The organism is Acidovorax sp. 106, assembly GCF_003663825.1.
In the GTDB taxonomy this organism is placed as follows: Bacteria; Pseudomonadota; Gammaproteobacteria; order Burkholderiales; family Burkholderiaceae_C; genus Acidovorax.
This window is the reverse complement of record NZ_RCCC01000001.1, coordinates 4039069-4064526: the sequence shown is the minus strand read 5'-3', so window position 1 is coordinate 4064526 and position 25458 is coordinate 4039069. Positions and strand designations below refer to the sequence as shown.

22 protein-coding genes are annotated in these 25458 nt (G+C 64.5%); 12 read left to right on the top strand and 10 right to left on the bottom strand.

Going from position 1 to position 25458, the window contains the following annotated elements; all coding sequences use genetic code 11:
• Positions 1-69 precede the first annotated feature (69 nt).
• Complete coding sequence (locus C8C98_RS17895) at positions 70-729, bottom strand: NAD(P)H-dependent oxidoreductase (RefSeq protein ID WP_121455385.1); 660 nt, start codon at positions 727-729, stop codon at positions 70-72.
• 405 nt (positions 730-1134) lie between these two features.
• Between C8C98_RS17895 and C8C98_RS17890 the strand changes: the two genes are divergently transcribed.
• Both C8C98_RS17890 and C8C98_RS17885 read left to right on the top strand, forming a co-directional pair.
• Positions 1135-3363 carry an ATP-binding protein gene (locus C8C98_RS17890; protein ID WP_121455384.1) on the top strand — a complete coding sequence of 743 codons (2229 nt, stop codon included), beginning with the start codon at positions 1135-1137 and terminating at the stop codon, positions 3361-3363.
• A gap of 55 nt (positions 3364-3418) precedes the next feature.
• Positions 3419-4114, top strand: a complete 696-nt coding sequence (locus C8C98_RS17885; protein WP_121456359.1) for an RluA family pseudouridine synthase — start codon at positions 3419-3421, stop codon at positions 4112-4114.
• A 162-nt stretch (positions 4115-4276) separates the two neighbouring features.
• On the opposite strand, the gene C8C98_RS17880 is transcribed toward C8C98_RS17885, so the two are convergent.
• Complete coding sequence (locus C8C98_RS17880; protein WP_121455383.1) at positions 4277-4714, bottom strand: DUF4902 domain-containing protein; 438 nt, start codon at positions 4712-4714, stop codon at positions 4277-4279.
• Between the two features lie 87 nt (positions 4715-4801).
• Positions 4802-5515, bottom strand: a complete 714-nt coding sequence (locus tag C8C98_RS17875; protein WP_121455382.1) for an autoinducer binding domain-containing protein — start codon at positions 5513-5515, stop codon at positions 4802-4804.
• Between the two features lie 233 nt (positions 5516-5748).
• Here C8C98_RS17875 and C8C98_RS17870 point away from each other — a divergent pair, with 233 nt between their 5' ends.
• The 5 genes from C8C98_RS17870 to C8C98_RS22185 are packed head-to-tail and all read left to right on the top strand — an operon-like array spanning position 5749 to position 10813.
• A complete protein-coding gene (locus tag C8C98_RS17870) occupies positions 5749-6303 on the top strand; it encodes an acyl-homoserine-lactone synthase (RefSeq protein ID WP_121455381.1) in 555 nt (184 codons plus the stop codon).
• A 27-nt stretch (positions 6304-6330) separates the two neighbouring features.
• Positions 6331-7005 (top strand): adenylyl-sulfate kinase, encoded by a 675-nt coding sequence (cysC, locus tag C8C98_RS17865; RefSeq protein WP_121455380.1) that lies wholly within the window; start codon positions 6331-6333, stop codon positions 7003-7005.
• Positions 7002-8039 (top strand): hypothetical protein, encoded by a 1038-nt coding sequence (locus C8C98_RS17860; RefSeq protein ID WP_233574588.1) that lies wholly within the window; start codon positions 7002-7004, stop codon positions 8037-8039. Before cysC ends, C8C98_RS17860 begins: the two co-directional genes overlap by 4 nt.
• The gene (locus tag C8C98_RS17855; RefSeq protein ID WP_121455379.1) at positions 8036-9115 is read left to right on the top strand and encodes a sulfotransferase; all 1080 of its coding nucleotides are present in this window, start codon (positions 8036-8038) and stop codon (positions 9113-9115) included. The genes C8C98_RS17860 and C8C98_RS17855 overlap by 4 nt, the downstream gene beginning before the upstream one ends.
• Before the next feature lie 45 nt (positions 9116-9160).
• Entirely contained in the window at positions 9161-10813 is a 1653-nt protein-coding gene (locus C8C98_RS22185; RefSeq protein ID WP_121455378.1) for a methyl-accepting chemotaxis protein, read from the top strand.
• Positions 10814-10862: 49 nt separating this feature from the next.
• On the opposite strand, the gene C8C98_RS17845 is transcribed toward C8C98_RS22185, so the two are convergent.
• Positions 10863-11741, bottom strand: coding sequence for an EamA family transporter (locus C8C98_RS17845; protein WP_121455377.1), 879 nt, complete (start codon positions 11739-11741; stop codon positions 10863-10865).
• Between the two features lie 189 nt (positions 11742-11930).
• Between C8C98_RS17845 and C8C98_RS17840 the strand changes: the two genes are divergently transcribed.
• From C8C98_RS17840 to C8C98_RS17825, 4 genes are all read left to right on the top strand, one after another.
• Positions 11931-12506 carry a MarR family winged helix-turn-helix transcriptional regulator gene (locus C8C98_RS17840; RefSeq protein WP_121455376.1) on the top strand — a complete coding sequence of 192 codons (576 nt, stop codon included), beginning with the start codon at positions 11931-11933 and terminating at the stop codon, positions 12504-12506.
• 95 nt (positions 12507-12601) lie between these two features.
• Positions 12602-13363, top strand: a complete 762-nt coding sequence (locus C8C98_RS17835) for an SDR family NAD(P)-dependent oxidoreductase (protein ID WP_121455375.1) — start codon at positions 12602-12604, stop codon at positions 13361-13363.
• A gap of 89 nt (positions 13364-13452) precedes the next feature.
• Positions 13453-14637, top strand: a complete 1185-nt coding sequence (gene bktB, locus C8C98_RS17830; RefSeq protein WP_121455374.1) for a beta-ketothiolase BktB — start codon at positions 13453-13455, stop codon at positions 14635-14637.
• 54 nt (positions 14638-14691) lie between these two features.
• Complete coding sequence (locus C8C98_RS17825) at positions 14692-15681, top strand: tripartite tricarboxylate transporter substrate binding protein (RefSeq protein ID WP_121455373.1); 990 nt, start codon at positions 14692-14694, stop codon at positions 15679-15681.
• Positions 15682-15889: 208 nt separating this feature from the next.
• Here the strand turns inward: C8C98_RS17825 and C8C98_RS17820 are convergent, their stop codons facing one another.
• The 6 genes from C8C98_RS17820 to C8C98_RS17795 all read right to left on the bottom strand — a co-directional run bounded on the left by C8C98_RS17820 (position 15890) and on the right by C8C98_RS17795 (position 23733).
• Positions 15890-16327 (bottom strand): universal stress protein, encoded by a 438-nt coding sequence (locus C8C98_RS17820; protein ID WP_099655287.1) that lies wholly within the window; start codon positions 16325-16327, stop codon positions 15890-15892.
• 139 nt (positions 16328-16466) lie between these two features.
• Positions 16467-17237: a 2OG-Fe dioxygenase family protein gene (locus tag C8C98_RS17815; RefSeq protein WP_121455372.1), complete on the bottom strand. Its 771-nt coding sequence runs from the start codon at positions 17235-17237 to the stop codon at positions 16467-16469.
• Between the two features lie 223 nt (positions 17238-17460).
• Positions 17461-20070: an alanine--tRNA ligase gene (alaS, locus tag C8C98_RS17810; RefSeq protein ID WP_121455371.1), complete on the bottom strand. Its 2610-nt coding sequence runs from the start codon at positions 20068-20070 to the stop codon at positions 17461-17463.
• 87 nt (positions 20071-20157) lie between these two features.
• Positions 20158-21405, bottom strand: coding sequence for an ABC transporter substrate-binding protein (locus C8C98_RS17805; RefSeq protein ID WP_121455370.1), 1248 nt, complete (start codon positions 21403-21405; stop codon positions 20158-20160).
• On the bottom strand, positions 21402-22994 hold the full coding sequence (locus C8C98_RS17800) for a sensor histidine kinase (protein WP_121455369.1): 1593 nt from the start codon (positions 22992-22994) through the stop codon (positions 21402-21404). Before C8C98_RS17800 ends, C8C98_RS17805 begins: the two co-directional genes overlap by 4 nt.
• Positions 22984-23733 carry a response regulator transcription factor gene (locus tag C8C98_RS17795; protein WP_121455368.1) on the bottom strand — a complete coding sequence of 250 codons (750 nt, stop codon included), beginning with the start codon at positions 23731-23733 and terminating at the stop codon, positions 22984-22986. The genes C8C98_RS17800 and C8C98_RS17795 overlap by 11 nt, the downstream gene beginning before the upstream one ends.
• 335 nt (positions 23734-24068) lie before the next feature.
• On the opposite strand from C8C98_RS17795, the gene C8C98_RS17790 reads away from it, so the two are divergent.
• Positions 24069-25433 (top strand): CitMHS family transporter, encoded by a 1365-nt coding sequence (locus C8C98_RS17790; protein WP_121455367.1) that lies wholly within the window; start codon positions 24069-24071, stop codon positions 25431-25433.
• Positions 25434-25458: the final 25 nt, after the last annotated feature.

The window sequence follows — 25458 nt, the reverse complement described above, 5'->3', positions numbered from 1 at the left end:
ATGGTGCTGAAAGCAAAAAAGGCCGGACGCATACGTCCGGCCTTTTTTGCGAGGGGTGGAGAACGTGGCTTAGACGGTCGTCACAAATTGATCCAAAGGACGGCGCACCTTCTTCAGGTTCACCAGCCAGTCGCCTTCGTCGGCGCGGTAGCCCAGGGGCAAGATGGCGACGCTGCGCAGGCCCTTGGCGCGCAGGCCCAGGATGTCGTCGAGGGCGGCGGGGTCAAAGCCTTCCATGGGGGTGCTGTCCACTTGCTCAAAGGCGGCGGCAATGATGGCGGCGCTCATGCCGATGTAGGCCTGGCGTGCGGCATGCTGAAAGTTCACTTCAGCGCCGCGCTGGGGGTAGGCGCCCAGCAGCATGTTGCGGTAGTTTTCCCAGCCTTCGTTCTTGAAGCCGCGCACGTCGTTGGTGTAGTCGAACATGGCGTTGATACGCTCGGCGGTGTAGTCGTCCCAGGCGGCAAACACCAGCAGGTGCGAGCCGTCGGTGATTTGGGCTTGGTTCCAGGCGATGGGCTTGATGCGCTCGCGCACGGCAGCATCGGTCACCACAAAAATCTCGAAAGGCTGCAGGCCGCTGGAGGTGGGTGCCAGGCGAGCGGCTTCGATGATGCGATCCACCTTGTCTTGCGCCACCACCTTGGTCGGGTTCATCTTCTTGGTGGCGTAGCGCCATTGCAGTTTGTCGATGAGGGCGTTGTCAGCAGCGGTGTGGGTGGTGGTCATGTGAAAGCGGCTTTCCAAAAAATGCGGGGAAATGGGAGAGGGATTGGGTGGGTAGCGTGAAGAATGTAGTTTTGATTGAGCCTGCCAGAAAGCTCGCAGTGGGAAATATATTGTTCGCGATCTGGCAACAATCAACCGTGCGCCAAGGCACATTTGGGCCACATCGAGCACCAATGCAGCATTGAAAGCCCGCTGCCAACCGGGTACGTGGTGCAAGTGCCCCAGGCATTGCAAGGCCTGAGAAGGCTCTGCGCGCCCATGAAGCACGTACACTGGCGCACGGCTCCTTTCCCCTGCGAATCCTCTGGGGCCTTAGGTAGCCCACTCACCAAGCAACCGTTGTTGTGGCATTTGCTAAGTCCCGTTGCTGGAATCCACCGCAGGGACTTATCGCGCCAAGCCTCCATGAGCCAACCGGACCTCTCCTTTTTGCTGAATGCTGAGCCAGGCGGTGCCCAGTTGCCTGTGCCTGCCGAGCGCCGCCAACCCGACCGCCCCAAGGGCTCGGTGGCGGGATTGATTGCCGAGCTGCGCGCCTCCCAGGCGGAGCTGGAGGGCCAGAACAAGGTGCTGCGCTACAGCCAGATGGTGGCTGAGAGCGCGTCCGAACGGTTCGAGACGCTGTTCTCCAGCGTGCCGCTGGCGCTGATGGTGGTGGACGAATACGACATGGTGGTGCAGGCCAACTCGATGGCGCACCGATGGTTCCAGCCCTCCGAGCGCGACCGCCCCCTCACGGCGTTGATGCCTTTTGTCTCTGAAGCCGATGCGCAGCGTGTGCGCGCTGCGTTTGAGCAAGCGCAGGCCGAGGGGCACAGCGAGGTGACCGAGGTGGTCTTCCCCATCGGCCCCCAGGTGCACATCACCGGAGACCTGCACATTGCGCGCATTGAGGCTGCGCAGGATGACGGGGCGGTGCAGCTGCAGTTTTTGTGCGCGGTGATTGACCAAGGCCCGCTGCTGGCCGAGCGCCATGCGCTGCAGCAAAGCGCGCTGGCAGTGCAGCAGCGCAACGAGCAACTCCACGCCAGCGAAAAGCGGCTGGAGGCGGTGATCAACTCGGCGCTGGACGCCATCATTTGCGTGGACCAGCACGGCCTTATCACCGTCTTCAACCCCACGGCGGCAGCCCTGTTCCAGTGCAGCGCGCAAGATGCCCTGGGCAGCCCACTCGAGCGTTTTTTGCCCGCAGCCGGACAGGCCATGGCGTTTGCCCAGCTCACCACCCAGGCCATGCTGGGCGAGATGACGGCCTGCACCGCCAGCGCCAAAGAACTGGCGGTGGAGGTGAGCGTGTCGTTTGAGCGCCATGCCGAGGGCGAAACCACCACCGTGTTTGCGCGCGACCTCACAGGCCGCAAAAAGACCGAGGCGCACCGCAACGAGCTGGAGGCGCAGCTGCGCGAATCCCACAAGATGCAGGCGGTGGGCACCATGGCGGGCGGTATCGCGCACGACTTCAACAACATCCTGAGCGCGATTTTGGGGAATGTGGAGCTGGCCAAATCCGACTGCGGCCCAGGCTCTGCCGCGCTGGAGAGCCTGCTGGAGATTGAAAAAGCCGGGCGACGGGCGCGCGACTTGGTGCGCCAGATTCTGACTTTCAGCCGCAACGAGCCCCCCCGGCGCGCCGCCGTGGCGCTGGCCGAGGTGGCACACGACACCGAGCGCCTGCTGCGCGTGACCCTGCCCCCAGCCATTGAGCTGCACATGCACCTGCCCACTGGCCTGCCCCCTGTGCTGGCAGATGCCACGCAGGTGGAGCAGGCCCTGCTGAACCTGTGCACGAACGCCATCCATGCCATCCAATCGATGGGCAGCGCCAAGGGCAGCATCCACGTCGAAGCGGTGGCCGTCCAACCAGACCAGCGACTGAGCGAGCGCCTGGGGCTGGCCACCGCCGACTATGTGGCCCTGAGCGTGCGCGACACCGGCCCCGGCATGGATGCCGCCACGCTGCAGCGCATTTTTGAGCCCTTCTTCACCACCAAGCCCGTGGGCCAGGGCACGGGCCTGGGCCTGGCCGTGGTGCATGGCGTGATGCGCACGCACGAAGGCGCGGTGGACGTGCAAAGCACGCCAGGCGAAGGCAGCCGCTTCACGCTGTACTTTCCGGTGGCCCGACCTGAGCAGGCGGCAGAGCCTTCAACACCAGCCACAGCCCTGCCCGGCGCGCAGGCGCCAAGCAAGGGCCCTGAGCCCACCACAGAGACCCCAGCCACACCCCCCGCAAACGCACAGGCTCCCCGGGTCCACCACGTCATGTATGTGGACGACGACGAAGCTCTGGTGTTTCTGGTGCAGCGGCTGCTGCGCAGGCGGGGTTATCGCGTCAGCGGGTTTACAGACCCCCACGAAGCCACGGCAGCGCTGCGCGCCCAGCCGCAGGACTACGACCTGCTGGTGACCGACTACAACATGCCGGGGTTTTGTGGCGTGGATCTGGTGCGCGAAGCCAGGCTGATTCGGCCCGATCTGCCCGTGGCCCTGGCCTCGGGCTATGTGACGGCAGAGATTGAACAGGCCGCACTGGCTGAAGGCGCACGCGCCCTCATCCACAAACCCAATGATGTGGAAGAGCTGTGTGCCACCGTGCACCAACTGGTGCATGGCGACGATGCAATCCCTCACTGAAGAACGCGTTGGTCCACCGGCCGCTGTGCAACCCACTGCAGCAGCGCCCTCTGGCATGCAACCATTGCCTCCAGCGCCCCCAGCGCTAGAGATCCCAGCCGGGGTACAGGCAGTGTACGAAGACGAGCACCTGCTGGTGCTGCACAAGCCCGCAGGCCTGCTGTGCGTGCCCGGCCGGGGCGAGGACAAGCAGGACTGCCTGAGCGCCCGGGCGCAAACGCACTGGCCCGGCGCCCTCATCGTGCACCGGCTGGACCAAGCCACATCCGGGCTGGTGCTGATGGCCCGCAGCCTGGCGGTGCAACGCCAGTTGAGCGAGGCGTTCGCCACCCGGCAAGTGCAAAAGCGCTACGTGGCCGTGGTGCACGGAGCCCTGGGACAGCACCAACCCCAGTCCCAACCCGAAGGCCCCTGGCAACTGATTGACCTGCCCATTGCCGCAGACTGGGAGCGCCGCCCCCTGCGCGTGGTGGACGCCACCACTGGCAAACCCAGCCAGACCCACTGGCGGGCCGTGGGCTATGACAGCGCACAGCACACCACCCGCGTGGCGCTGGAGCCCCTCACGGGCCGCACCCACCAGCTGCGCGTGCACCTGAGCGCCCTGGGCCACCCCATTGTGGGCGACACGCTGTATGCACCACCACCGCACCACCCTGGCCAGCGCCTGCTGCTGCATGCGCGGGAGTTGGGCTTTGCCCACCCGGTGCACGCCACCTGGTGCCACGTGGTGGCGGCAGAAGACTTTTAGTGTTTATGCCTCTACCGCTTTAAAAACAAGCGCCAGAAGCTATCATTTCAATAGCAAATTGACACACAGGCAGTGTCAAGCATCAGCCCAGATACGCGGCACCCCGCTGGCGCTCAACAACCCAGGGATGCAAAGAGAGCGACGGCGCAATCACTGCGCCCCTTACGGCACGGCGCAATGCCCCACAGACACATCAACCGGCCCAGGCGATAGCCCCACCGCCCGTACCAAATGGTCCTGCCAAGGCAGGGCATCCACCACCGTGGCGAGCAACTCCAGATTTTTGATCCACCCGGTGTCGCCCCCTGCGGCATAGACCAGCATGACATTGGTGCGCGGCTGCCCCAATCGGACCCACTGAAAGGTCTGCTGCGCCTGCGACAACTGCAGTTGCCAGTCCCAGCCGATCGAGACGGCGGGTGACGAGGCACTGACCCACTCGGTGTAGCCGCTAATCACGGTCTCGCGGCCGCACTCCCGCAGCGCAACGGGGCAGGCCCCAGCCAACTCGCTGTCCACCCCAGACACCAGGTGCGCGATGGGCAAAGACAGCAGCTCGTCTATCGACAAGCGCAGCAGCCCGTCAGATGACAGCTGCATGGCCCTCTGCCTGCGGTGAATGAGGTCGCTGCACGCTGCCTGCACCACGCAAGGCGCATGGGCTGCGCGGGCTTGGAGCAAAGGCCATCAGCCCAGCAGGCCCAGCATGGCGGCGCGCACGGTGGCCGCCGTCTTGTTGGTGGTCTGCAGCTTGTACACCGCGTTTTTCACGTGGAAGTTGACCGTGTTTTCCGATACCTCCAACAGCGAAGAAATATCGGCAGACGTCTTGCCATCGGCAGTCCATTTGAGCACCTCGATTTCTCTGGCGGTCAAGTTGGGCTGCATCTGCTCAGCTTGCCGTGTGGTGAAAATCCGCGACAGCACCACATGCGCCATGTGTGCCAACCATCGCATCTTCATCTCGTTGTGATCCACCTCTTGCGCAGTCAAAGCCTCGCCCGAGCGAGCCAGGGTCAGCATTCCGCGAACCCCGCCGCCATCGATACAGGCCTTGGCCCACCCAAAGCGCAAACCAAACGAACGAGCATCCTCCCAAAACCCTTGTGCCTGCGCAAACACCTCATCAGTCCACACCAGCGGCGTGTTCTTGCGGCAACCGTGCTGCACCGTGGGGTCAATCTGCACATAGCCTTGCTGGGCATAGCGCTCCTGCCACTCAACGGGATAGTTATTGAGCAGGATGGTGCGGGGGTTGGACAACGGCAAAGGCACACGCAAGCCATAGGCGCAGTAGTCAAACCCGAGCGACCGCGCTGCAGCTTCAATCCTGCGAAACACCTCATGCTCCGACTGCGCCTGGTCGAGCACGTCCAACAGATCCTCTTGCCAGTTTGTCATAGGACTCCACCCACGAACTAAGAGCCAAGCACACCGAGGCCACGCAAAACCGATGACCCACCGGGATCAAACCGTTAGTAATTTGTTACGTGCAAATCATTCTGGCGCTTGCGGTGCGTTTTGGCGAGTGGATTTTTGCAGCGAAAACCCTCGGGCCTCACCTACCAAAGTTGGTAGTTACAAATCTCTTGGCGCAATTCTCTAATGACTCAAACATCTGAGAAGGAATTGACATGCGCATCACTTCGGGTTGTTCTGCAGAATTGCGCCCTCCGCTCATGACCCGCCTTGCCCGCTATCGGCATCGCGTGTTTGTGGAGACGCTGGGCTGGCAGCTGCAATGCCGTGATGCGCTGGAGTGGGACCAGTTCGACCGCGACGACACGCTGTATGTGATTGCCCAGAACACCGCGGGCGATGTGATTGGCACGGCACGTCTGCTGCCCACCACTCGCCCCTACCTGCTGTCTGAGGTGTTTCCCTCCCTGCTCAATGGTGCCGCCCCGCCTCAGTCGCCCACCGTGTGGGAGCTGTCCCGCTTTGCAGCCGTGGACTTTGCAGGCACCACGGGCTCGGCGCTGGACCAGTTTTCGTCACCTATCACCACCAACCTGCTACGTGCCGCCAGCCGCTGCGCCATGGCCCAGGGCGCGCAGCGCATGGTGACGGTGTCACCGCTGGGGGTGGAGCGCCTGCTGCGCCGCACGGGCTTTCAGTCACACCGGCTGGGCCCGCCCATGGTCGTCAATCAGCAGCCTTTGTTGGCCTGCTCCATCCAGTGCCAATAGCCCAAATAGCCCTTCACACATCGCCCCATGAATGCCCTGCCCCACACCCTACGCTCGGCCATAGACGCGGCTGAAAACGCAGCGCCCGCCGGCGCTGCGCCAGTGCGGGTGATCGTGCCGCACGCTGGGCACATCACGGCGCACCTGCGCCAGCACTTGCTGCAGCAGCGCCCGGTCACGGTGTGGTTCACCGGGCTCAGCGGCGCAGGCAAATCGACCCTGGCCTATGCGCTAGAAGAGCGCCTGCACCACAGTGGCTATGCCAGCTTTGTGCTCGATGGCGACAACCTGCGGCACCGACTGAACAAAGACCTGGGCTTCAGCGCCCGCGAGCGCAGCGAGAACATCCGCCGCGTGGCCGAGGTTGCAGCCCTGATGAACGAGGCCGGCCTGATGGTGTTTACCGCCCTCATATCGCCCCAGCAAGAGGACCGCGCCATGGCCCGCGCCATCGTGGGTACCGAGCGGTTCATGGAGGTACACGTCAGCACCCCCCTGGAAATCTGCGAGGAGCGAGACCCCAAAGGCCTGTACGACAAAGCCCGCGCGGGCGTCATTCCGCATTTCACGGGGGTCTCTGCGCCTTACGAGGCGCCCGCAGCCGCGGACCTCACGCTCAACACTGCAGGCATCAGCCTGGAGTCCGCCGCCCAGCAGGTGCTGGACTTGCTCGTCCAACGTGGCTTCATGCCTGCACCATGACTGCACCCGACCACACCACCCCCGAGGGCGCGACACCGCTCCCCCACGCACAGGCCCCGCACACAGCGTACGACCTGTTCAACGGGGATGCCGATGGCCTGTGCGCGCTGCACCAGTTGCGCATGTTGCAGCCACGCGACACCGTGCTCCTGTCTGGCACCAAGCGCGACATTGCGCTGTTTGACCTGCTGCCCCAGGGACACCCACTGGAGGTGACAGCGCTAGATATTTCTTGGGATCGCAATGCCCACAGCGCGGTCCAAGTGCTGGAGGCTGGCGGCAGCGTGACCTATTTTGACCACCACGCCGCACAAACGCTGGTGCGCCACCCACGACTGCAAAGCCACATCGATACGTCTGCCCAGGTCTGCACCAGCATGCTGGTAGACCGGCATTTGAAGGGTGCCATGCACCAGTGGGCCATTGTGGCGGCCTATGGCGACAACCTGGAGGCCGTGGCCGATCAGATGGCCCGTGCACATGGCTGCACCGCAGGCACACGGGGCGCCCTGGCGCAATTGGGCTACCTGCTGAACTACAACGCCTATGGCGAAAGCACGGAAGACCTGCACTTTCATCCCACACAGCTGTACCGCTCGCTGCACCGCTTCGAGAGCCCGCTGGACTTCATCGCCAAAGCCTATGAATACCGGCGCCTGCTGGAAGGCCACGCCGACGACCAGCGTGCAGTGCACGACCTGCAGCCCTACGCCAGCCACCCCCGCGCTTGCGTGTATGTGCTGCCCGACAAGCCTTGGGCCCGGCGCCTGTGCGGGTCGTTGGCCAACCAGCTGGTGGCGGGCCATGGCGGGCAGTCCGTGGCCGTGCTCACCCCCCGCTCGGACGGGCATTTTCTGGTGAACCTTCGCATGGGCTCGGCCAGCACCCGCCGCGCCGACGTGTTTTGCAGCCGCTACCCCGCAGGTGGCGGGCGCCACGCAGCGGGGGGCATTGACCGACTGCCCCCTGGCGATGTGGACCACTTCATCCAAGACCTCTTTCAACACCTACAGGAACAGGAGCGCGCCGCATGAGCCACACCACGGATACCACATCCCCCAGGCCACTCCCGCTGCTGATGGTGCCGCTGCGGCGCTGCGGCAGCCACGCACTGCGCCTGCGCCTGAACGTGAGCCCCGCGTTCCACTCGCCCTACCCACTGCACATCGTGGACTTCATGCCCCTGGTGCCGCTGTATGGCGACCTGGCCGATGACGGCGCCTACCGACAGCTAGTGAAAGACGTGGTGGGACTGCAAGCCGCCATCATGGTGAAGTGGCCCGGCGTTCACTTTGACGCGGATGAGATTTTTGAGGCGCTGCGCCACACGCCGCGCAGCGTGCACCGCATCGTGTGGGAGCTGTTGCTGCGCAGCGGTGAGCAGCATGGCGCCAGCGTGGTCATGGACAAATCCCTGGACAGCATTCACTACGCGCCCGAGTTGATGGCGCTGTACCCGCAGATGCGTTTTTTGAACGTGGTGCGCGACCCCAGGGCGCAGGTGGCATCCATGAACCGCGCCATCATCCACGACTTCGACACCACGCTCAATGCACAGGCCTGGGTCAGGGCCCACAGCGCCGGACGCGCACTGGCCGCCAGCCACCCAGACCGCGTGCTCACCATCCGCTACGAAGACTTTCTGAGCGACCAGGAGAGCATCCTGCGGCGGGTCTGCCAATTCATCGGCCTGGAATTCCTGCCCGCCATGCTGGACATTGGCGCATCGCAAGAGGCCCGGGAACTGTCCAGCATGTCGGCACTGTGGGAGTCCAACTGTTTCGCCCCCATTGCGGCCAACAAGGACAAATTCAAGTCGCAGCTGACGCTGCACGAGATCGAAACCATCGAAACCCTGGCGCGCGAGCACATGCAGCACTACGGCTACGAACCCATGACACCCGCCCATGCCCCGCTGCCTGACGCTGCCGTCCTCGAACAATGCCGCGCGCAATCGGCACGCCTGCGCCATCTGGCGTGGGAGCAGTTGCGGCTCAACGCCCCCGGCGACTATGCCGCCCGCCGTGTCCGGGCCGAGTACCTGGAGCGGGTGCACCAACGCCTGCTGGCCCATAGCCCCGACCAGACCAGCCTGGAACCCGCAGCCTGACGCCACGCCCACCCGCCACTTTCTGAGTACTCCCTAGGAAACACCATGCGCATCAAAGACCTGAAACTGGGTATCCGCCTCGGAGTAGCCTTTGGGCTGCTGCTGCTTATCACCATCGGCATTGCCGCCATGGGCATTGCCAACATCTCGGCACTGCAAAAGAGCAATGAACACATCGCAACGTCAGAGCTCAAACGCCAGGACCTGGTCCAGCAGTGGCAAACCGATATTCAGATGAACTGGCTGCGCACCGAGGCCCTGCTCAAAGCCAACGATGCGCAATACACCGCCAAACTCAAGAAGGACATGTCGGGCGTGGTGGAGGTGCAAAGCAAGCGCATGGACGACATACGCACCTACTTGCAGCCCGGCAAAGAGAAGGAGCTGTACGACCAGGCCATTGCAGCGCGCGATGCCTACCGGGTCAAACGCACCGAGCTGGTGAAAGCCAAGGAGGCCGGGCAGGACGTGGCAGCACAAACCGATGCCAATCTCGCACCGGTTTTCAACCAATACTCCGGCGTGCTGCAGCAGCTCACCCAGACCCTGGACGAAGGCGTTAACACCACGCTGAAAGAAACTACTGGTAAGGCAAAAAGCAGCATGCTGTGGGTGAGCGGCAGCACCGTGCTGGCGATTGTGGTGGGCTTGTTCCTGGCTTACTGGACGACCCACTCCATCACCGTGCCGGTGCAGCAGGCCGTGAACGCTACCACCGCCATCGCAGCAGGCGATCTGGCCACACCCATTCCGCAAGGCGCAAAGGATGAACCCGGCCAGTTGCTGACCGAGCTGTCCATCATGCGCAGCAAGCTGGCAGAGATCGTATCGAACGTGCGCCAAAGTGCAGAAAGCGTCTCCACCGCCAGTGCCGAAATCTCGCAAGGTAACCACGACCTGTCAGCCCGCACTGAGCGCCAGGCGAGCGCACTGGAGGAAACAGCGGCGTCCATGGAGGAGCTGGGCGCAACGGTGAAGCAAAACTCAGACAGCGCACAGGCTGCCAACCAACTGGCCGCCAAAGCAAACACCGTGGCCGTTGAAGGCGGCGAAGTGGTGGCGCAGGTGGTCGAGACCATGAAGGGCATCAACGACAGCTCGCAAAAGATTGCAGACATCATCAGCGTGATCGACGGCATCGCCTTCCAGACCAACATCCTGGCGCTGAACGCGGCCGTGGAAGCCGCCCGTGCAGGCGAGCAGGGCCGCGGATTCGCTGTGGTGGCGAGCGAGGTGCGTGGCCTGGCAGGCCGCTCGGCCGAGGCCGCCAAAGAGATCAAGCAACTCATCTCTGCCAGCGTAACCCGCGTGGAACAGGGCACGGCACTGGTCAACAAGGCGGGGGTGACCATGAACGAGGTGGTCAGCTCCATTCGGCGCGTGACAGACATCGTGCGCGAAATCAGCGCGGCCAGCGCAGAACAAAGCGATGGCGTCTCGCAGGTAGGCGAAGCCGTCATGCAGATGGACCAGACCACCCAGCAAAATGCCGCGCTGGTGGAGGAAATGGCCGCCGCAGCCAGCAGCATGCGAACCCAATCCCAAGAGCTGGTGGACACCGTCGCCGTTTTCCGGCTGGCGCAAACAGCCGGTGCATCTACAGCGCGTGGGGATGGCAACAGCCCCCCCATCAGCAGTACTGCGGCGCTGCCCGTGTCTGCCCGTCGCGTGGGGCAGCGCGCACTGGCCGCCAGCTAAAGGTGGAACGCGCTATGCAGTGGCGCGCTCAAAGCGCCCCGAAGTTTGGTCAACTCTGGGGCCGCGATACAGACCACTGCACCACCCCAATACAGACCAGCACGGTGCACATTCCCAACAGCGACCAGCCGGCCAATGCTTGCCCCAGCAAGGCCCAGCCCAACACCACGGCCGCCACGGGGCTGAGCAGGCCCAGCGATGCCACCGCCACCGAGGGCAAGCGGGCAATGCCCCGGAACCACAGCGCATAGGCCACCAGCGCACCGGCAATGCAAAGGTAGGCGTAGCCCAGCACGTTCATGCCCGTGAGCGCAGGCAAAGGCGGGTCGGCCCACCAAGCCACGGGCAGCAGCATGGCCCCGCCCAGCAGCAGTTGCCAGCCGGTAAAGGCCAGCACGGGCAATTGCGTTTGCCACTTGCGTGACCAAAAGGTGCCTGCCGCCATGCTCAGCGTGCCAGCCAACGCGGCGGCAACACCTAGCGGGTCCCACACCGTGCCGGGGGCCACCAGCAGCAGGGCCATGCCAACCACCCCCACAGCGCCCGCCAGCAGCACCGTGCGTGCGGGGCGCAGCTTGTCTACGCCCCAGGCAAAGCCCATCACCAGCAGCGGCTGCACCGCTCCCACCACGGCAGCCACGCCACCCGGCAATCGGTAGGCCGCCACAAACAACATGGCCTGAAAGAACCCGATGTTCAGCGCAGCCAGCACCAGCAAGCGCAGCCAGCTGTGCGCTGCGGGCCAGCGCCGGCACCACAGCACCAGCAACAAGCCCGCAGGCAGTGCACGCAGCACGGCCGCGGTGAAGGGGCGGTCAGGCGGCAACAACTCGGTGGTGACGATGTAGGTTGAGCCCCAGATGAGTGGCGCCAGCGCCGTCAACAACACATCCAGCGGGCCTGCCGCTGGGTGGCCAGGGGCGCGCATGGCAGTCGAAGCCTGTACAGGAGCAGCCCCCGCCCCGTTGGACGATGGTGCTTGCGAGGGCGTGAGGGTGGAAGGCCGAGAGTGCATGGGTCGATATTTCAGAAGCAGATGACAAAGGCATTAATTACCTTGAATTCAAGATAAAACGATACCATAAAATCTTGAAATCAAGACAATATACCAATCACTATGCCCCCAAACCGCCCTACCCGCCCCACCGATGCGGTCGATGACATCCTGGCCCAGTGGCAGCGAGAAAGGCCCGACCTGGACGTGAGTCCCATGGGCATCATTGGCCGCCTCAACCGCTGCACCGCCTTACTGATGCGCAAGGTGGAAGAGGTCTTTGCCCAGTTCGATCTGAGCGCCTGGGAGTTCGACATGCTGGCGGCCCTGCGCCGCTCGGGTACGCCCTACACCCTGGCGCCCACCACGCTGTTTTCCACGCTCATGGTCACCTCAGGCACCATGACGCACCGCATGCAACGGTTGGAGGGCCGAGGCTTGGTCGCCCGACTGCCCAACCCCAGCGATGCGCGCAGCTCGCTGGTACAGCTCACCAGTGCGGGGCTGGATTTGATCGACCGGGCTGTGGAGGCGCACGTTGCCAACGAACACCGCCTGCTGGCGCAGCTAAAGGCGGCCGATCTTGCGGCGCTGGAGCACCGCCTGTCTTTGCTGCTGCTCACGCTGGAGCCAGACCATGAACCAGCGCAAAGCCAAGTCGACCTACCCAGCCAGACAGCGGCTGTGGGCATGAAGTAAAGGCAATCAAGGCAAGGGGGCGTAACGCTTTGCGCACCATCATGCGGGGGCAATCCCCATGCGGCAAATGCTGCACATGACGGTACGATGCTCGCATGCCTCCAACACAGCTTTTTATCCTCACCGGTGCATCGCGCGGCATGGGCTTGGCCATGGCGCAGCAATTGCTCAAACCACACCACACCGTGGTCTGCATCGCGCGCCACAGCAACCAAGACCTGACGGCCGCTGCCATGGCCTCTGACGTGGCGCTGGAACAGTGGCAGCAAGACCTGTCGCGCGGCCAAGCCGCTGCCGAGCATTTGCGGGCCTGGCTGAAAAAGCAGGCCCCCGCCGCCTTCGCTAGCGCCACGCTGATCAACAACGCGGGTGTCATCCCCCGCATTGCCCCCTTGTCTGACAGCGACCCCGCCGACCTGGCCAATGCCCTGCGCGTGGGGCTGGAGGCCCCCATGCAGCTCACGGCGGCTTTCCTGCACGCCACCGCAGACTGGGCCGTGCCGCGCAAGGTGCTCAATATTTCGTCTGGGCTGGGCCGCCGGGCCATGGCCTCGCAGGCAGCCTATTGCGCGGCCAAGGCGGGCATGGACCACTTCACCCGCTGCCTGGCACTGGACGAAGCGGCAAAGCCCCACGGTGCCAAGGTATGCTCCCTGGCCCCCGGTGTGATCGACACCGACATGCAGGTGCAACTGCGTGGTGCACCCACCGCAGACTTCCCTGATGCACCCAACTTTGCCCACCTCAAGAGTGGTGGGCTGCTGACCTCGCCCGCCGATGCCGCCACCCGCGTGCTCGCCTGGCTGGACCGCGCAGACTTTGGCACCCAACCCGTGGCCGATGTGCGCGAGGGCTGAGCCAGCCCGATTTTTTGCTCCATTTTTTATAGCTGCTAGCGCTTATAGATAAAGCGCTAGCGGCCTATTTCATTTGAAAGGACTTGATCATGAGCCGTGAAGTCGTCGTCGTGAGCGCAGTGCGCACCGCCATTGGTACGTTTGGCGGCAGCCTCAAAGATGTGCCGCCCACCGAGCTGGGCGCCCTGGTGGTGCGTGAATCCCTGGCACACGCCAACGTGGAGGGCAAAGATGTGGGCCACGTGGTGTTTGGCCATGTGGTCAACACCGAGCCCAAGGACATGTACCTCTCGCGCGTGGCCGCCATCCACGGCGGTTGCGGCGAAGGCACACCCGCCTACAACGTCAACCGCCTTTGCGGCTCGGGCCTGCAGGCCATCGTCAACGCCAGCCAGTCCATCCTGCTGGGCGACGCCGACGTGGCGATTGGCGCCGGTGCCGAGAACATGAGCCGCGTGCCCTTTGCCAGCCTGAACATGCGCTGGGGCGCCCGCATGGGCGACACCAAGATGGTGGACATGATGATCGGCGCGCTGCACGACCCCTTCCACAACATCCACATGGGTGTGACGGCCGAGAACATCGCCGCCAAGTGGGGCATCACCCGCGAAGACCAGGACAAGTTGGCCGTAGAGAGCCACAACCGCGCCGAGCGCGCCACGCAGGCTGGCGTGTTCAAGGACCAGATCGTCCCCGTCACCTTGAAGAGCAAGAAGGGCGACGTGCAGTACGCCACCGACGAGCACTTCCGCCCCGGCGCCACGCTGGAAGACATGACCAAACTCAAGCCCGTGTTTGTCAAAGAGAACGGCACGGTGACCGCAGGCAACGCCTCGGGCATCAACGACGCCGCTGCGGCCGTGGTGCTGATGGAGGCCGGTGCCGCCAAGGCGCGCGGTGCCAAGCCCCTGGCGCGGCTGGTGGCCTATGCCCACGCAGGTGTAGACCCCAAGTACATGGGCATTGGCCCTGTACCCGCCACGCAACTGGCGCTGAAAAAAGCGGGCCTCACCGTTAACGACCTGGACGTGATCGAAGCCAACGAAGCCTTTGCCGCCCAGGCCTGCGCCGTGACTCGCGACCTGGGCCTGGACCCGGCCAAGGTCAACCCCAATGGCTCGGGCATTTCGCTGGGCCACCCCATTGGCGCCACCGGTGCGCTCATCACCGTCAAGGCCATCCATGAGCTGCAACGCGTGCAAGGCCGCTACGCGCTGGTGACCATGTGCATTGGCGGTGGCCAGGGCATTGCGGCGATTTTTGAGCGCCTGTGAGGAGCCCTCCTCCCTCCACCAAACGAACCCACGAACCGACCGAGACACCCTGACATGATTCGCGCACTGATTTCCTTCACCGCCCTGACCTTGGCCCTGGGCAGCACCGTGCAAGCCCAGACCGCCGCCTCGGCGCCCGCCGGGGCCTACCCCAGCAAGCCCATCCGCCTGATCGTGCCCTTCCCACCCGGCGGCGGCACCGACATCCTCTCGCGCCTGGTGGCTACCAAGCTCACCGAGCAGGCCAAGTGGACCGTGGTGGCCGACAACAAGGCTGGCGCAGGCGGCACCATCGGCATCACCGAAGCCGTGAAGGCCGCGCCCACAGGCTATGACCTGGTGATGGGCCAGAAGGACAACCTGGTGATCGGCCCCTGGCTGTACAAAAACCTGCCGTGGGACCCCACCAAAGACCTGACCGCCGTAGCCCATGTGGCCTACACGCCCGTCATCATCGTGACGAACGCCAACTCCAAGTTCAAGACACTGGCCGATGTGGTGGCCGCAGCCAAGGCGTCGCCGGGTACCGTCACCTACGGCTCGCCCGGCAACGGCACCTCCATCCATTTGGCAGGCGACCTGTTTGAAAAGGCCGCAGGCATCAAGCTCAGCCACATCCCCTACAAGGGCTCCAACCCCGCGCTGATGGATGCACTGGCGGGCAATGTGGACCTGCTCTTGTCCTCGGTGCCATCGGCCATGGCCCAAATCAAGTCCGGCAAGCTGCGGGCACTGGCCGTCACCTCCGCCAAGCGCAGCAGCTCACTGCCTGATGTGCCCACGGTGGCTGAATCTGGCTTCAAGGACTTTGATGTGAGCACGTGGTACGGCGTGTTTGCCCCCGCTGGCACCCCGGCCGCCGTGGCCACCACGCTGAATACCGAAATCAACAAACTGCTGGCCACGCCCGACATGAAGGCCGCCATCCAGGCCCAGGGTGCTGAGGCCCAGGCCATGACGCCCGCGCAGCTGACCACCTTGCTCAAGAACGACTACACCAAGTGGAAGGGCATCGTGGAGGCCTCTGGCGCAAAAATCGAGTGACCCCCTGAGGCGCTTTGCGCCTTCCCCCTGAAGGGGGACACACCCGGTGGCCTGGCAGAGCCAGTTCCACGGGTGCACTGGCTTGGAGAGCGCGTGCTCTACGGGCGGTGGGATGTACGAGCAATAGAAAACAAAACGGCTCCTGCATGGGAGCCGTTTTGCTTTTCAGCACATGCTGCGCATGCACTGACAGGATTGGGTTGAGGGGTCAGTCGCGCACTACCAGCACCGGTACATGCACCAGGCCCAGCACGCGCTGGGTCACGCTGCCCAGCACCAGCTTTTCCAGCCCACGGCGGCCGTGTGAGCCCATCACGATCAGGTCGGCGCCGGTGCTTTCCAGTGCACGCACAATGCCTTCGTGCACGGCATGGCCCTCGCCCACCACGGTGGTCACGTTCACACCCGCTTCGGTCATGGCCTTGCGGGCGGCGTCCAGTGCCGTGTTGGCCTCGGCCGTGGCAGCGCTCAGGTACTGCGCTTGCCCATAAGCAAAATCAGCCCCCACACCGGTGAAGGGATAGGGGTCCACCACATACAGCGCTGTCACCACACTGCCAAAGGTCTTGGCCAAAGCCGTGGCCTTGGACACAGCCAGCAGAGAAGTGGCCGAGCCGTCGATGGGAACCAGAATGTGCTTGAACATGGTATTGCTCCTTGGGTGATAGAAATCAGGCGGTGGCCCGAATACAAGCCAGAGTGTGAACTGGCACCATACCCCCGACCTTGATTCGCATCAAATGTCGCTGCGAATACCAGTACAAGCAGCGCAGCACCGCAAACGGTTACTGCGACGCGTCCACCACGTCCGCGCCCTGGAAATTACCGCGTCGGCAAGTGATGACCAGGGTGTCGCGGAAAGCGCCCTCTGCCAGGGGCTGGATGGGTGTGCTCTCGTGGATCATGCGGGCATCGTCCAGCAACATCAGCGACCAAGGCTGGGTCAATGTAAAGCGCACACCGCTTGGGCCCGTGGCCTCGAACACGCGGGTTTCACCACCTTTGACGGCATGCCGATCCACCAGAAACACCGCGACCAGGTCCACCCCATCCCGGTGCGCCCCCTCGGGCGTGGGGCGACCAATGCCATCGGTGGTGTCGATACGGAACTGGTGCGCTTCCAGAAACCAAGGCTCGGTGGCGGGCGTGGTGGCAAACACGGAGTCTGACACGCTGGCCAGGGCCTCCAGGAGCTTGTTCCACACCGGTGCAGCCACGGTGGGAGTCAACATGGGGGCAAACAACCGCTGCATGCCGCCGTGCAAGGCGTTGTATTCCACCGGCTGCCAGTGCGGGCGATGAGGGGCTTGCTGCACTGCACCGTGCTCCACCACAAAACAGGCGTGGCGCCGACGGCGGTAGCGCCCGCCGTCTTTCAAAAAGTCGTCTGGTGGCAGGTCGTTCCAGTCGGGGTTGAGAGCCAACAGGTCGTGCAAATCGCACCCAGCCCAAGCGGCCACATCAGTCGGCGCCAGCACCGCATAACCGGCGCTGCGCAATTGTTCTGAAACCTGTGAGGGGCGGGTAAACGGCGGGGGGAAGGTGACTTGGGTCATAGAGCGCAAGAGCTTAACTGCAGCGCCATGCCGCTGCGAGGTTGCGTCGCAGAAGACGCACTGCCGACGAGGTAGCTCAAAGAAAAAGCCGCATCCGATGGCACCGGATGCGGCTTTGGAGAGCCTTTAAAGAAGCCCTTGACGAAGCCCTTGAGGGAGCGAAACGCTTAATGTGAAATAACTTTCATGGTCCATGGAGGCTCGGCCACCGAGGCCATGAAGCTCAGACGCGCTCAGCCACCCAGCCCTGCACCGATGCCAAGGCAGCAGGCACCTTGCTGGCATCTGTGCCACCTGCCATGGCCATGTCGGGCTTGCCGCCGCCCTTGCCGCCCACTTGTTGGGCCACAAAGTTCACCAGCTCGCCGGCCTTGACTTTGCCAATGCTGTCGGCTGTGACACCCGCAGCCAGTTGCACCTTGTCGCCGTCCACAGCGGCCAGCACGATGGCAGCGGTCTTGAGCTTATCCTTGAGCTTGTCCATGGTGTCGCGCAGGGTCTTGGCGTCGGCACCGGGCAGCAGGGCTGCCAGCACTTTCAGGCCCTTGATGTCCACTGCCTGGGTCAGCAACTCGTCGCCTTGGGCAGAAGCCAGCTTGCCCTTGAGGGCGGCCACTTCTTTTTCCAGCGTGCGGGCGTTTTCCAGCGCCTGGGCAATGCGGGCGTTCAGCTCGGCCACGGGCGACTTGAGGGCGCCAGCGGCCTGGTTCACGGTGTCTTCCAGGCTTTGCAGATAGGCCAGTGCATTGGCGCCGGTCACGGCTTCAATGCGGCGCACGCCTGCGGCCACGCCGCCCTCGCCCACCACCTTGAACAGGCCAATATCGCCCGTGCGCTGCACGTGCGTGCCGCCGCACAGCTCGCGGCTAGTGCCGATGTCCAGCACGCGCACGGTCTCGCCGTACTTCTCGCCAAACAGCATCATGGCGCCGGTCTTCTGGGCCGACTCAATGTCCATCACGCGCGCGCCGGTGGGCGTGTTGGCCAGGATTTCTTCGTTCACGCGGCGTTCGATCTCGCGGATCTCGGCGTCGGTCACGGCGGCGTTGTGCGCAAAGTCAAAACGGGTGCGGTCGGCATTCACCAAGCTGCCCTTTTGCTGCACGTGGCTGCCCAGCACTTCGCGAAGGGCCTTGTGCATGATGTGCGTGACCGAGTGGTTGCGCATGGTGGCGGCGCGCACTGCGGTGTTGACCTGGGCCTGCACCGTGTCGCCCACGTTCAGCGTGCCCTCTTCCAGGGTGCCGTGGTGGCCAAACACGTCGGCCTTCACTTTGAGCGTGTCGCCCACCGCAAAGCGGGCCGAGCCGCTGGTGATGACGCCCTCGTCACCCACCTGGCCGCCGCTTTCGGCGTAGAAGGGAGTGGCATCGAGCACCACCACGCCGTTCTGGCCCGCCTTCAGGGCTGCAGCGCTCGTCCCGTCTACGTAGATAGCTATGATTTTTGCAGTCTCGGCCAGACTGTCGTAGCCCGTGAACTGGTTGGCCGCACCGGTGTACTCCAGCGCCTTGTCCATCTTGAACTTGCCAGCAGCGCGGGCCTGGGCCTTTTGCTTTTCCATGGCGATCTTGAAGCCCGCCTCGTCCACTTCCACATCGCGCTCGCGGCAGACGTCGTTGGTCAGGTCGAGCGGGAAGCCATACGTGTCGTGCAGCTTGAAGGCCACTTCACCGGGCAGCACTTTGGCGCCGCCGTCCAGGGACGCATCCAGAATCTCCATGCCGTTGGCCAGCGTTTCAAAGAAGCGCTCTTCCTCGGTCTTGAGCACGTCGGTGATCCGCTGCTCTTGCTCGCGCAGCGCCGGGTAGGCATCGCCCATCAGGCGGGCCAGGTCGGCCACCAGCTTGTGGAAGAACGGCGTCTTCTTGCCCAGCTTGTAACCGTGGCGGATGGCACGGCGCACGATGCGGCGCTGCACGTAGCCTCGGCCTTCGTTGCTGGGAATGACGCCATCGCTCACCAAGAAGGCCGTGGCGCGGATGTGGTCGGCGATCACACGCAGGCTCTTGTTGTCAAGGTCGGTCACGCCGGTCTCGCGGCCTGCGGCCTTGATGAGCTGGTCGAAGATGTCGATTTCGTAGTTGCTGTGCACGTGCTGCAGGATGGCAGCGAGGCGCTCCAGGCCCATGCCAGTGTCCACGCAGGGTGCGGGCAGCGGCGTGACCGAGCCGTCTTCCTTCATGTCGAACTGCATGAACACGTTGTTCCAGATCTCGATGAAGCGGTCGCCGTCTTCGTCAGGGCTGCCTGGAGGGCCACCGGGGATGTGGTCGCCGTGGTCGTAGAAGATTTCAGAGCAAGGGCCGCAAGGGCCGGTGTCGGCCATCATCCAGAAGTTGTCGGATTTGTAGCGGCCGCCCTTGTTGTCGCCAATGCGAATCACACGCTCGGGCGGCAGGCCGATTTCCTTGGTCCAGATGTCATAGGCTTCGTCGTCTTCGAGGTAGACGGTGGCCAGCAGGCGCTCGGGCGGCAGCTTGTAGACCTCGGTCAGCAGCTCCCAGGCCCACTTGAGCGATTCGCGCTTGAAGTAGTCGCCAAACGACCAGTTGCCCAGCATCTCGAAGAACGTGTGGTGGCGGGCGGTGTAGCCCACGTTTTCCAGGTCGTTGTGCTTGCCACCGGCACGCAGGCAGGCTTGCACCGACACAGCGCGGTTGTACGGGCGCTTGTCGGTGCCCAGGAACACGTCCTTGAACTGCACCATGCCCGAGTTGGTGAACATCAGCGTGGGGTCGTTGCCAGGCACCAGCGGCGACGATGCCACCACGGTGTGGCCGCGCTCGGCGAAGAAGTCGAGAAACTTGGCGCGGATTTCAGATACTTTCATCCGGGTCTTTCTACGCTGCCTCGGCATGCCGGGAGCGGTTGCATCTAGGGTTGGGAAAAGGGTCGAAACCTTCGATTATCTCATCGTTCACCCTGCGCCAGGGCCCGCAGCAGAGGCCCCCAAACTGGTCGCCCAGGCCTGCAAAAACCGCTGGCGCTTAAGGGGGTCCAGGTAGACAAGCAAACCGAGCCCAGGGGACAACAGCCGCCAGGCGCTACCGCCGGGTGCCGACCCCGCCACCGCAGGCAAGGGGCCGGGCTGGCCAGGCAAGGCCAGGGCCCGGCCATCGCGTGCGGCGGCCACGGCCTGGCGCACGGGCAACAGCCGCGTGTCGCGCGCCAGCACCGCCTGCCCCTGCGGCGACAGCAGGTAGTCCAGAAACGGGCGTGCCAGCTCGGGGTGCCGGGCTGATGCGGGTATCAGCGCCACGCGGGTAGTGAGCAAGGTGTAGTCCTCAGGCACGATCACCCGTAGGCTGGAGCCAGCCGCCATGCGCGCCAGGGCATAGGACGCGGGCACGTTGTAGGCCAGCGCCAGCTCGCCCTGCTCCAGCCGGTCCAGCAGCGGCTCAATGTGGTCGCCCAGCCGCGCTTTGGACGCCCCCATGGCCGCCAGCAGCACGCTGGCGGTGCTGTCAAAGCGCGCGTCTTGCGTGGCCAGCAGGTAGCCCAGGCCGCTGCGCAGCGCATCGTAGGTGCCAATGCGCCCTTGCAGCGGGCCGCCGGGCTGGCGCAGCAAAGCCAGCAACTGCCCCCGGGTGCGTGGGGCCAGTGCGGGGTTCAACAGGCGCGGGTTGTAGGCCATGACCACGGCGTCGGCGCCCAGCGTGAATGCTTCGCGCCGCCAATGGGCGCCCTCGGGCAGCTCGCGGGTTTGGGGCGACTGATGGGACAAGGCATGCCCGTCGTTGGCCAGCTGGGTCTGCAGGTCGGGGCTGCTGCTGATGAGCAGGTCGGGGGCCTCTGCCACGTCCCTCGACGCCGCGCCCTGGGCTCCGGCCAACGCCAGGGCGCGGGCGTGCATGTCCAGGCTTTGCCGGTCGGTGTACTGCACCGTGACGCTGGGATACAGGCGCTGAAAATCGCGGATGGCGGGGGCAAACAAGGCCGTGTCGGTGGAGCTGTCGATGCGCAACACCGATGCCTCGTGCGCGGTGGCGGCAAAGCGGGTCATGGCGGCAGGTGGGCTGGCAGGTGGCACAGCAGTCTGCGCGACACCAGACTCCCATGCCGCAGCCAGCGCCGCTGCGCCAGCCGCCCGCAAAGCCTGACGACGGGTCAGCGATGCGGGCCATGAGCGCACCTCCGCAGAGGGAGAGAAAGCCTTCAAAGTCATGCGTTACCTCGCGCATCCAAAGCCGCAGGCTCTGCCGCCGGGCCCGTCGCCAAATCCACAGGCAAGGCCATGGCCACGCGCCAGCCGCCCTCGGCGCGATGGCCCACATCCAGGCGCCCGCCGTGGCCTTGCACCACCCGCTGCACAATCGCCAGCCCCAGCCCGGCACCACCAGGGGCAGCCCCTGCGCCCCGGGCAAAACGCTCAAACAGGCGGGCCTGCTCAGCCTCGGGCACGCCAGGGCCGCAGTCCTCCACCACCACGCACCACAGGGGCTGGCCGCTGGCGGGGTCGGTCTGGCCCTGCACAGTCACATCCACCGGGCCGCGCTCGGGCTGGCCGTGCTTGAGGGCGTTGTCCACCACATTCTTGAAGGCCTCGCGCAGCATGAGTGCATCGCCCTGCAGCACGGCTGTGGGGTGGCTTGCCAGAGACGTTTCCATGATCATTTCGGCATCTAGCGCTCTATCCATAAGCGCTGGTAGCTCATTATTTGATAGCAAAACTTTCTCCTGCGACGCGGTGGAGCGCCACCACAGCCGCACCACAGGCCGGGGTTCGGCACGCGGCACCACGTCGTGCAGGGCCTCTTGCAGCAGCACCAGCAGGTCCACGGCCTCAAACCGCTGCAGGTGGCCCTGGTGGGTCACGCTGGCGTCAGACAGAAGCTGGTTGAGCAAGCGCCGCAGCCGCAGCGCATTGCGCTCCACCGCCTTCAGGCTTTGTCGCTGGGCGGCGGGGTCATCGTCGTCCAGTCCTTCTTGCGCCTGGGCGATGAGCGCGGCCAGCGGCGTGCGCATCTGGTGCGCGGCCTCGGCAATAAAAGTGCGCAAAGCGTCCAGGTTGACCGCCAGGCGCTGCATGAAGCCATTGAGGGCGCGCACCGTCTGGGCCAGCTCTTGGGGCACGGGGCTGGCCACCGGATGCAGGGCCGATGCCGGGCGCGCCAGCAGTTCTTGCTCCAGCAGCGCCAGGGGGCGCAGCGCCCGCCGCACACCCAGCCACAGCAGGCAAAACACGCCCGCCATCAGCGCCACGATGGCCGCCGTGGCGCGCCAGGCGATGTCTGCCGCCAGCGCGTCGCGCGCCAGGCGCGTTTGGCCCACCTGCACCCACACCAGGCCAGAGCCCTCGCCGCCTGCGATGTAACGGGGCACCACGGCAAAGCGCACCCGCTCGCCCCGGTAGGTCTGGTCAAAAAACTGGGCTTGCGCGGGGCCTGCCTCGCGGGGCAAGCCTGCCGGGGGCGCGGGCAAATCGGCATAGCCCGTCAAGGTGCGCCCATCGGGCCCGGCGATACGATAGAAGGCCCGGTCTTCCGGGGCCATGGCCAGCAAGTCCAGCGCGGCATAGGGCAAATCCACCAACCACTGCCCCTGGGCAAACGCCACGCTGTCGGCCATCGACAAAGCAGACGCTTTGAGCAAATGGTCGTAAGACCCGTCTGCCGCCCGCTGGCCATAGCTGCGCGCCGCGCCAAACAACACCACCGTGGCCACCACAAACAGCGCACAAATGGCGCGCAGCAGGGTGTGCCGCACGGCGGGCAGCGTGCGCACGGCAGCGGTTTGCAAAGCCTCAGGCGCCATGCGGGGGCTGTGGAGGCGCCAATGCGGCATCGGCAGCAACGGGAAGCGCCGCAGCATCGGTCACAGTCTCTTGCGGCACCACATCGGCCCGGTAGCCCACGCTGCGCACGGTGGCAATGCTCAGGCCACTGGCCGCCAGCTTTTTGCGCAGGCGGCCCACGTACACCTCGATGGCGTTCAGCCCCACGTCTTCGTCAAAGCTGAACAGGCGGGTGGCAATATCGTCCTTGCTGACCACGCGGCCCAGGCGCCCCACCAGGATTTCGAGCAGGCTGTACTCGCGGTGCGGCAACTCCAGCTCGACCCCCAGCAGGCTCACCCGGCGTGCCGCGCTGTCGATGACCAGGCCGCCCACCTCCCAGCGCCCGGCCACCTGGCCTTGCGGGCGGCGCAGTAAGGCACGGCAACGGGCGTCCAGCTCTCTGAAGTCAAAGGGCTTGTCCAAGTAGTCGTCCGCCCCCTCGTCCAGCGCATTCACCCGGTCTTCGATGTCCGAGCGCGCGGTGAGCATCAACACGGGGGTCTTGTTGCCCTGCCTGCGCAATTGGGCCAGCAGGCTCAGCCCGTCCATGCCCGGCAGGCCGATGTCCAGCAGCACCAAATCAAACGGTGTGTAGCCCAGCACCTCATAGGCCTTGCGCCCGTCGCCCTGCCAGTCCACCGCATGGCCCTGGCGCCGCAAACGGCGCACCACGGCCTCAGCCAGATCGGGATCGTCTTCCACCAACAGGATGCGCATCTCAAACCTTCGTCCGCACTCAGGTGCAGGGTGTTGCCACAAAACAAAACATAAAAAACAGGGCCTGCGCTTGGCAAAGCGCTAGGCGTCAACGCGTATTGTTTCACGCACCGATGCGGTGCAAGGGTTTACCCTATTAGTAGATCCACGAAACCCCGGCGGCACGACAGGCGCACGACAGAGTGGAAATCTAAGGTTCACACCCTGTGGCGAGCACCGTTCATGCCCCGTGCATGGCAGCCCGACCACGGCACCAAAAAAGGGCGGCGCCTCAAACAACAGCCCTCTTCTCGCTTTGAACGGAACCCCATGACACCCACACGGAGACCCCTGCCATGCTGCTGACCTTGCTCGGATTCGGCATGGTGCTGACCTTCATGATCCTGATCATGACCCGGCGGCTTTCGCCCCTGGTGGCCTTGATCAGCATCCCCATCGTGTTTGCCGTCATCGGCGGCTTCGCCCCCACCATGGGGGCCATGATGCTCGACGGCATCCGCAAGATCGCCCCCACGGGCGTGATGCTGATGTTCGCCATCCTGTACTTCGGCGTGATGATCCACGCGGGCCTGTTCGACCCGGTGGTGGGCGTGATCCTCAAGCTGGTCAAGGGCGATCCGCTCAAGATCGTGGTGGGTACCGCGGTGCTGGCACTGCTGATCTCGCTCGATGGCGATGGCTCAACCACTTACATGATCACCGTGGCATCGATGCTGCCGCTGTACAAGCGGCTCAAAATGAACCCGCTGAGCCTGACCTGTGTGGCCGTGGTAGCCAGCGGCATCATGAACCTCACGCCCTGGGGCGGCCCCACAGCCCGCGCAGCCAGCGCATTGCATGTAGACCCAGCCGAGGTCTTCGTGCCCATGGTTCCGGCCATGGGGCTGGCCATCGTGGCGCTGCTGGCCATTGCGGTGTACCTGGGCCTGCGCGAGCGCCAGCGCCTGGGCACCGTGAGCCTGCCGCTGCAAAGCGACACGCGCGCCGCCATGGAAGCTGATGAAGAAGCCACCGGCGAGCACCTGCCCACCATCACAGGCCCGGAGAACGCCGACATGCGCCGCCCCCGCCTGCTGTGGGTGAACCTGGGCCTGACCTCCGCACTGATGGTGACGCTCGTCATGGGCCTGCTGCCCTTGCCCGTGCTGTTCATGATGGGCTTTGCCGTGGCCATCGTCATCAACTACCCCGACGTAGCCGACCAGCGCAAGGTGGTGGCCGAATACGCCACCAACGCACTGGCCGTGGTGGCGCTGATTTTTGCGGCGGGCATCTTCACGGGCATTCTGTCGGGCACCGGCATGGTCGAGGCCATGTCGCGTGGGCTGCTGGCCGCCATCCCCAAGAGCATGGGCCCCTACATGCCCACCATCACGGCGCTGCTGAGCATGCCGCTCACGTTCTTCATGTCCAACGATGCGTTCTACTTTGGCGTGCTGCCCATCTTGAACGAAGCCGCACAGGCCTACGGCATCAGCCCTGTGGAAATGGCCCGGGCCTCGCTGATTGGCCAGCCCGTGCACTTGCTCAGCCCGCTGGTGCCATCGACGTATCTGCTGGTGTCACTGGCCGGCGTGGACTTTGGCGACCACCAGCGCTTTGCCCTGAAGTGGGCCACCGTGGTGAGCCTGGCGCTGATGGGAGCGTGCCTGCTGCTGGGGCTGTTTCCACTGATGGGGCAACTTACTGCAACCCCTTGACGCGCTGAGCAGTCAAAAGAGGAAG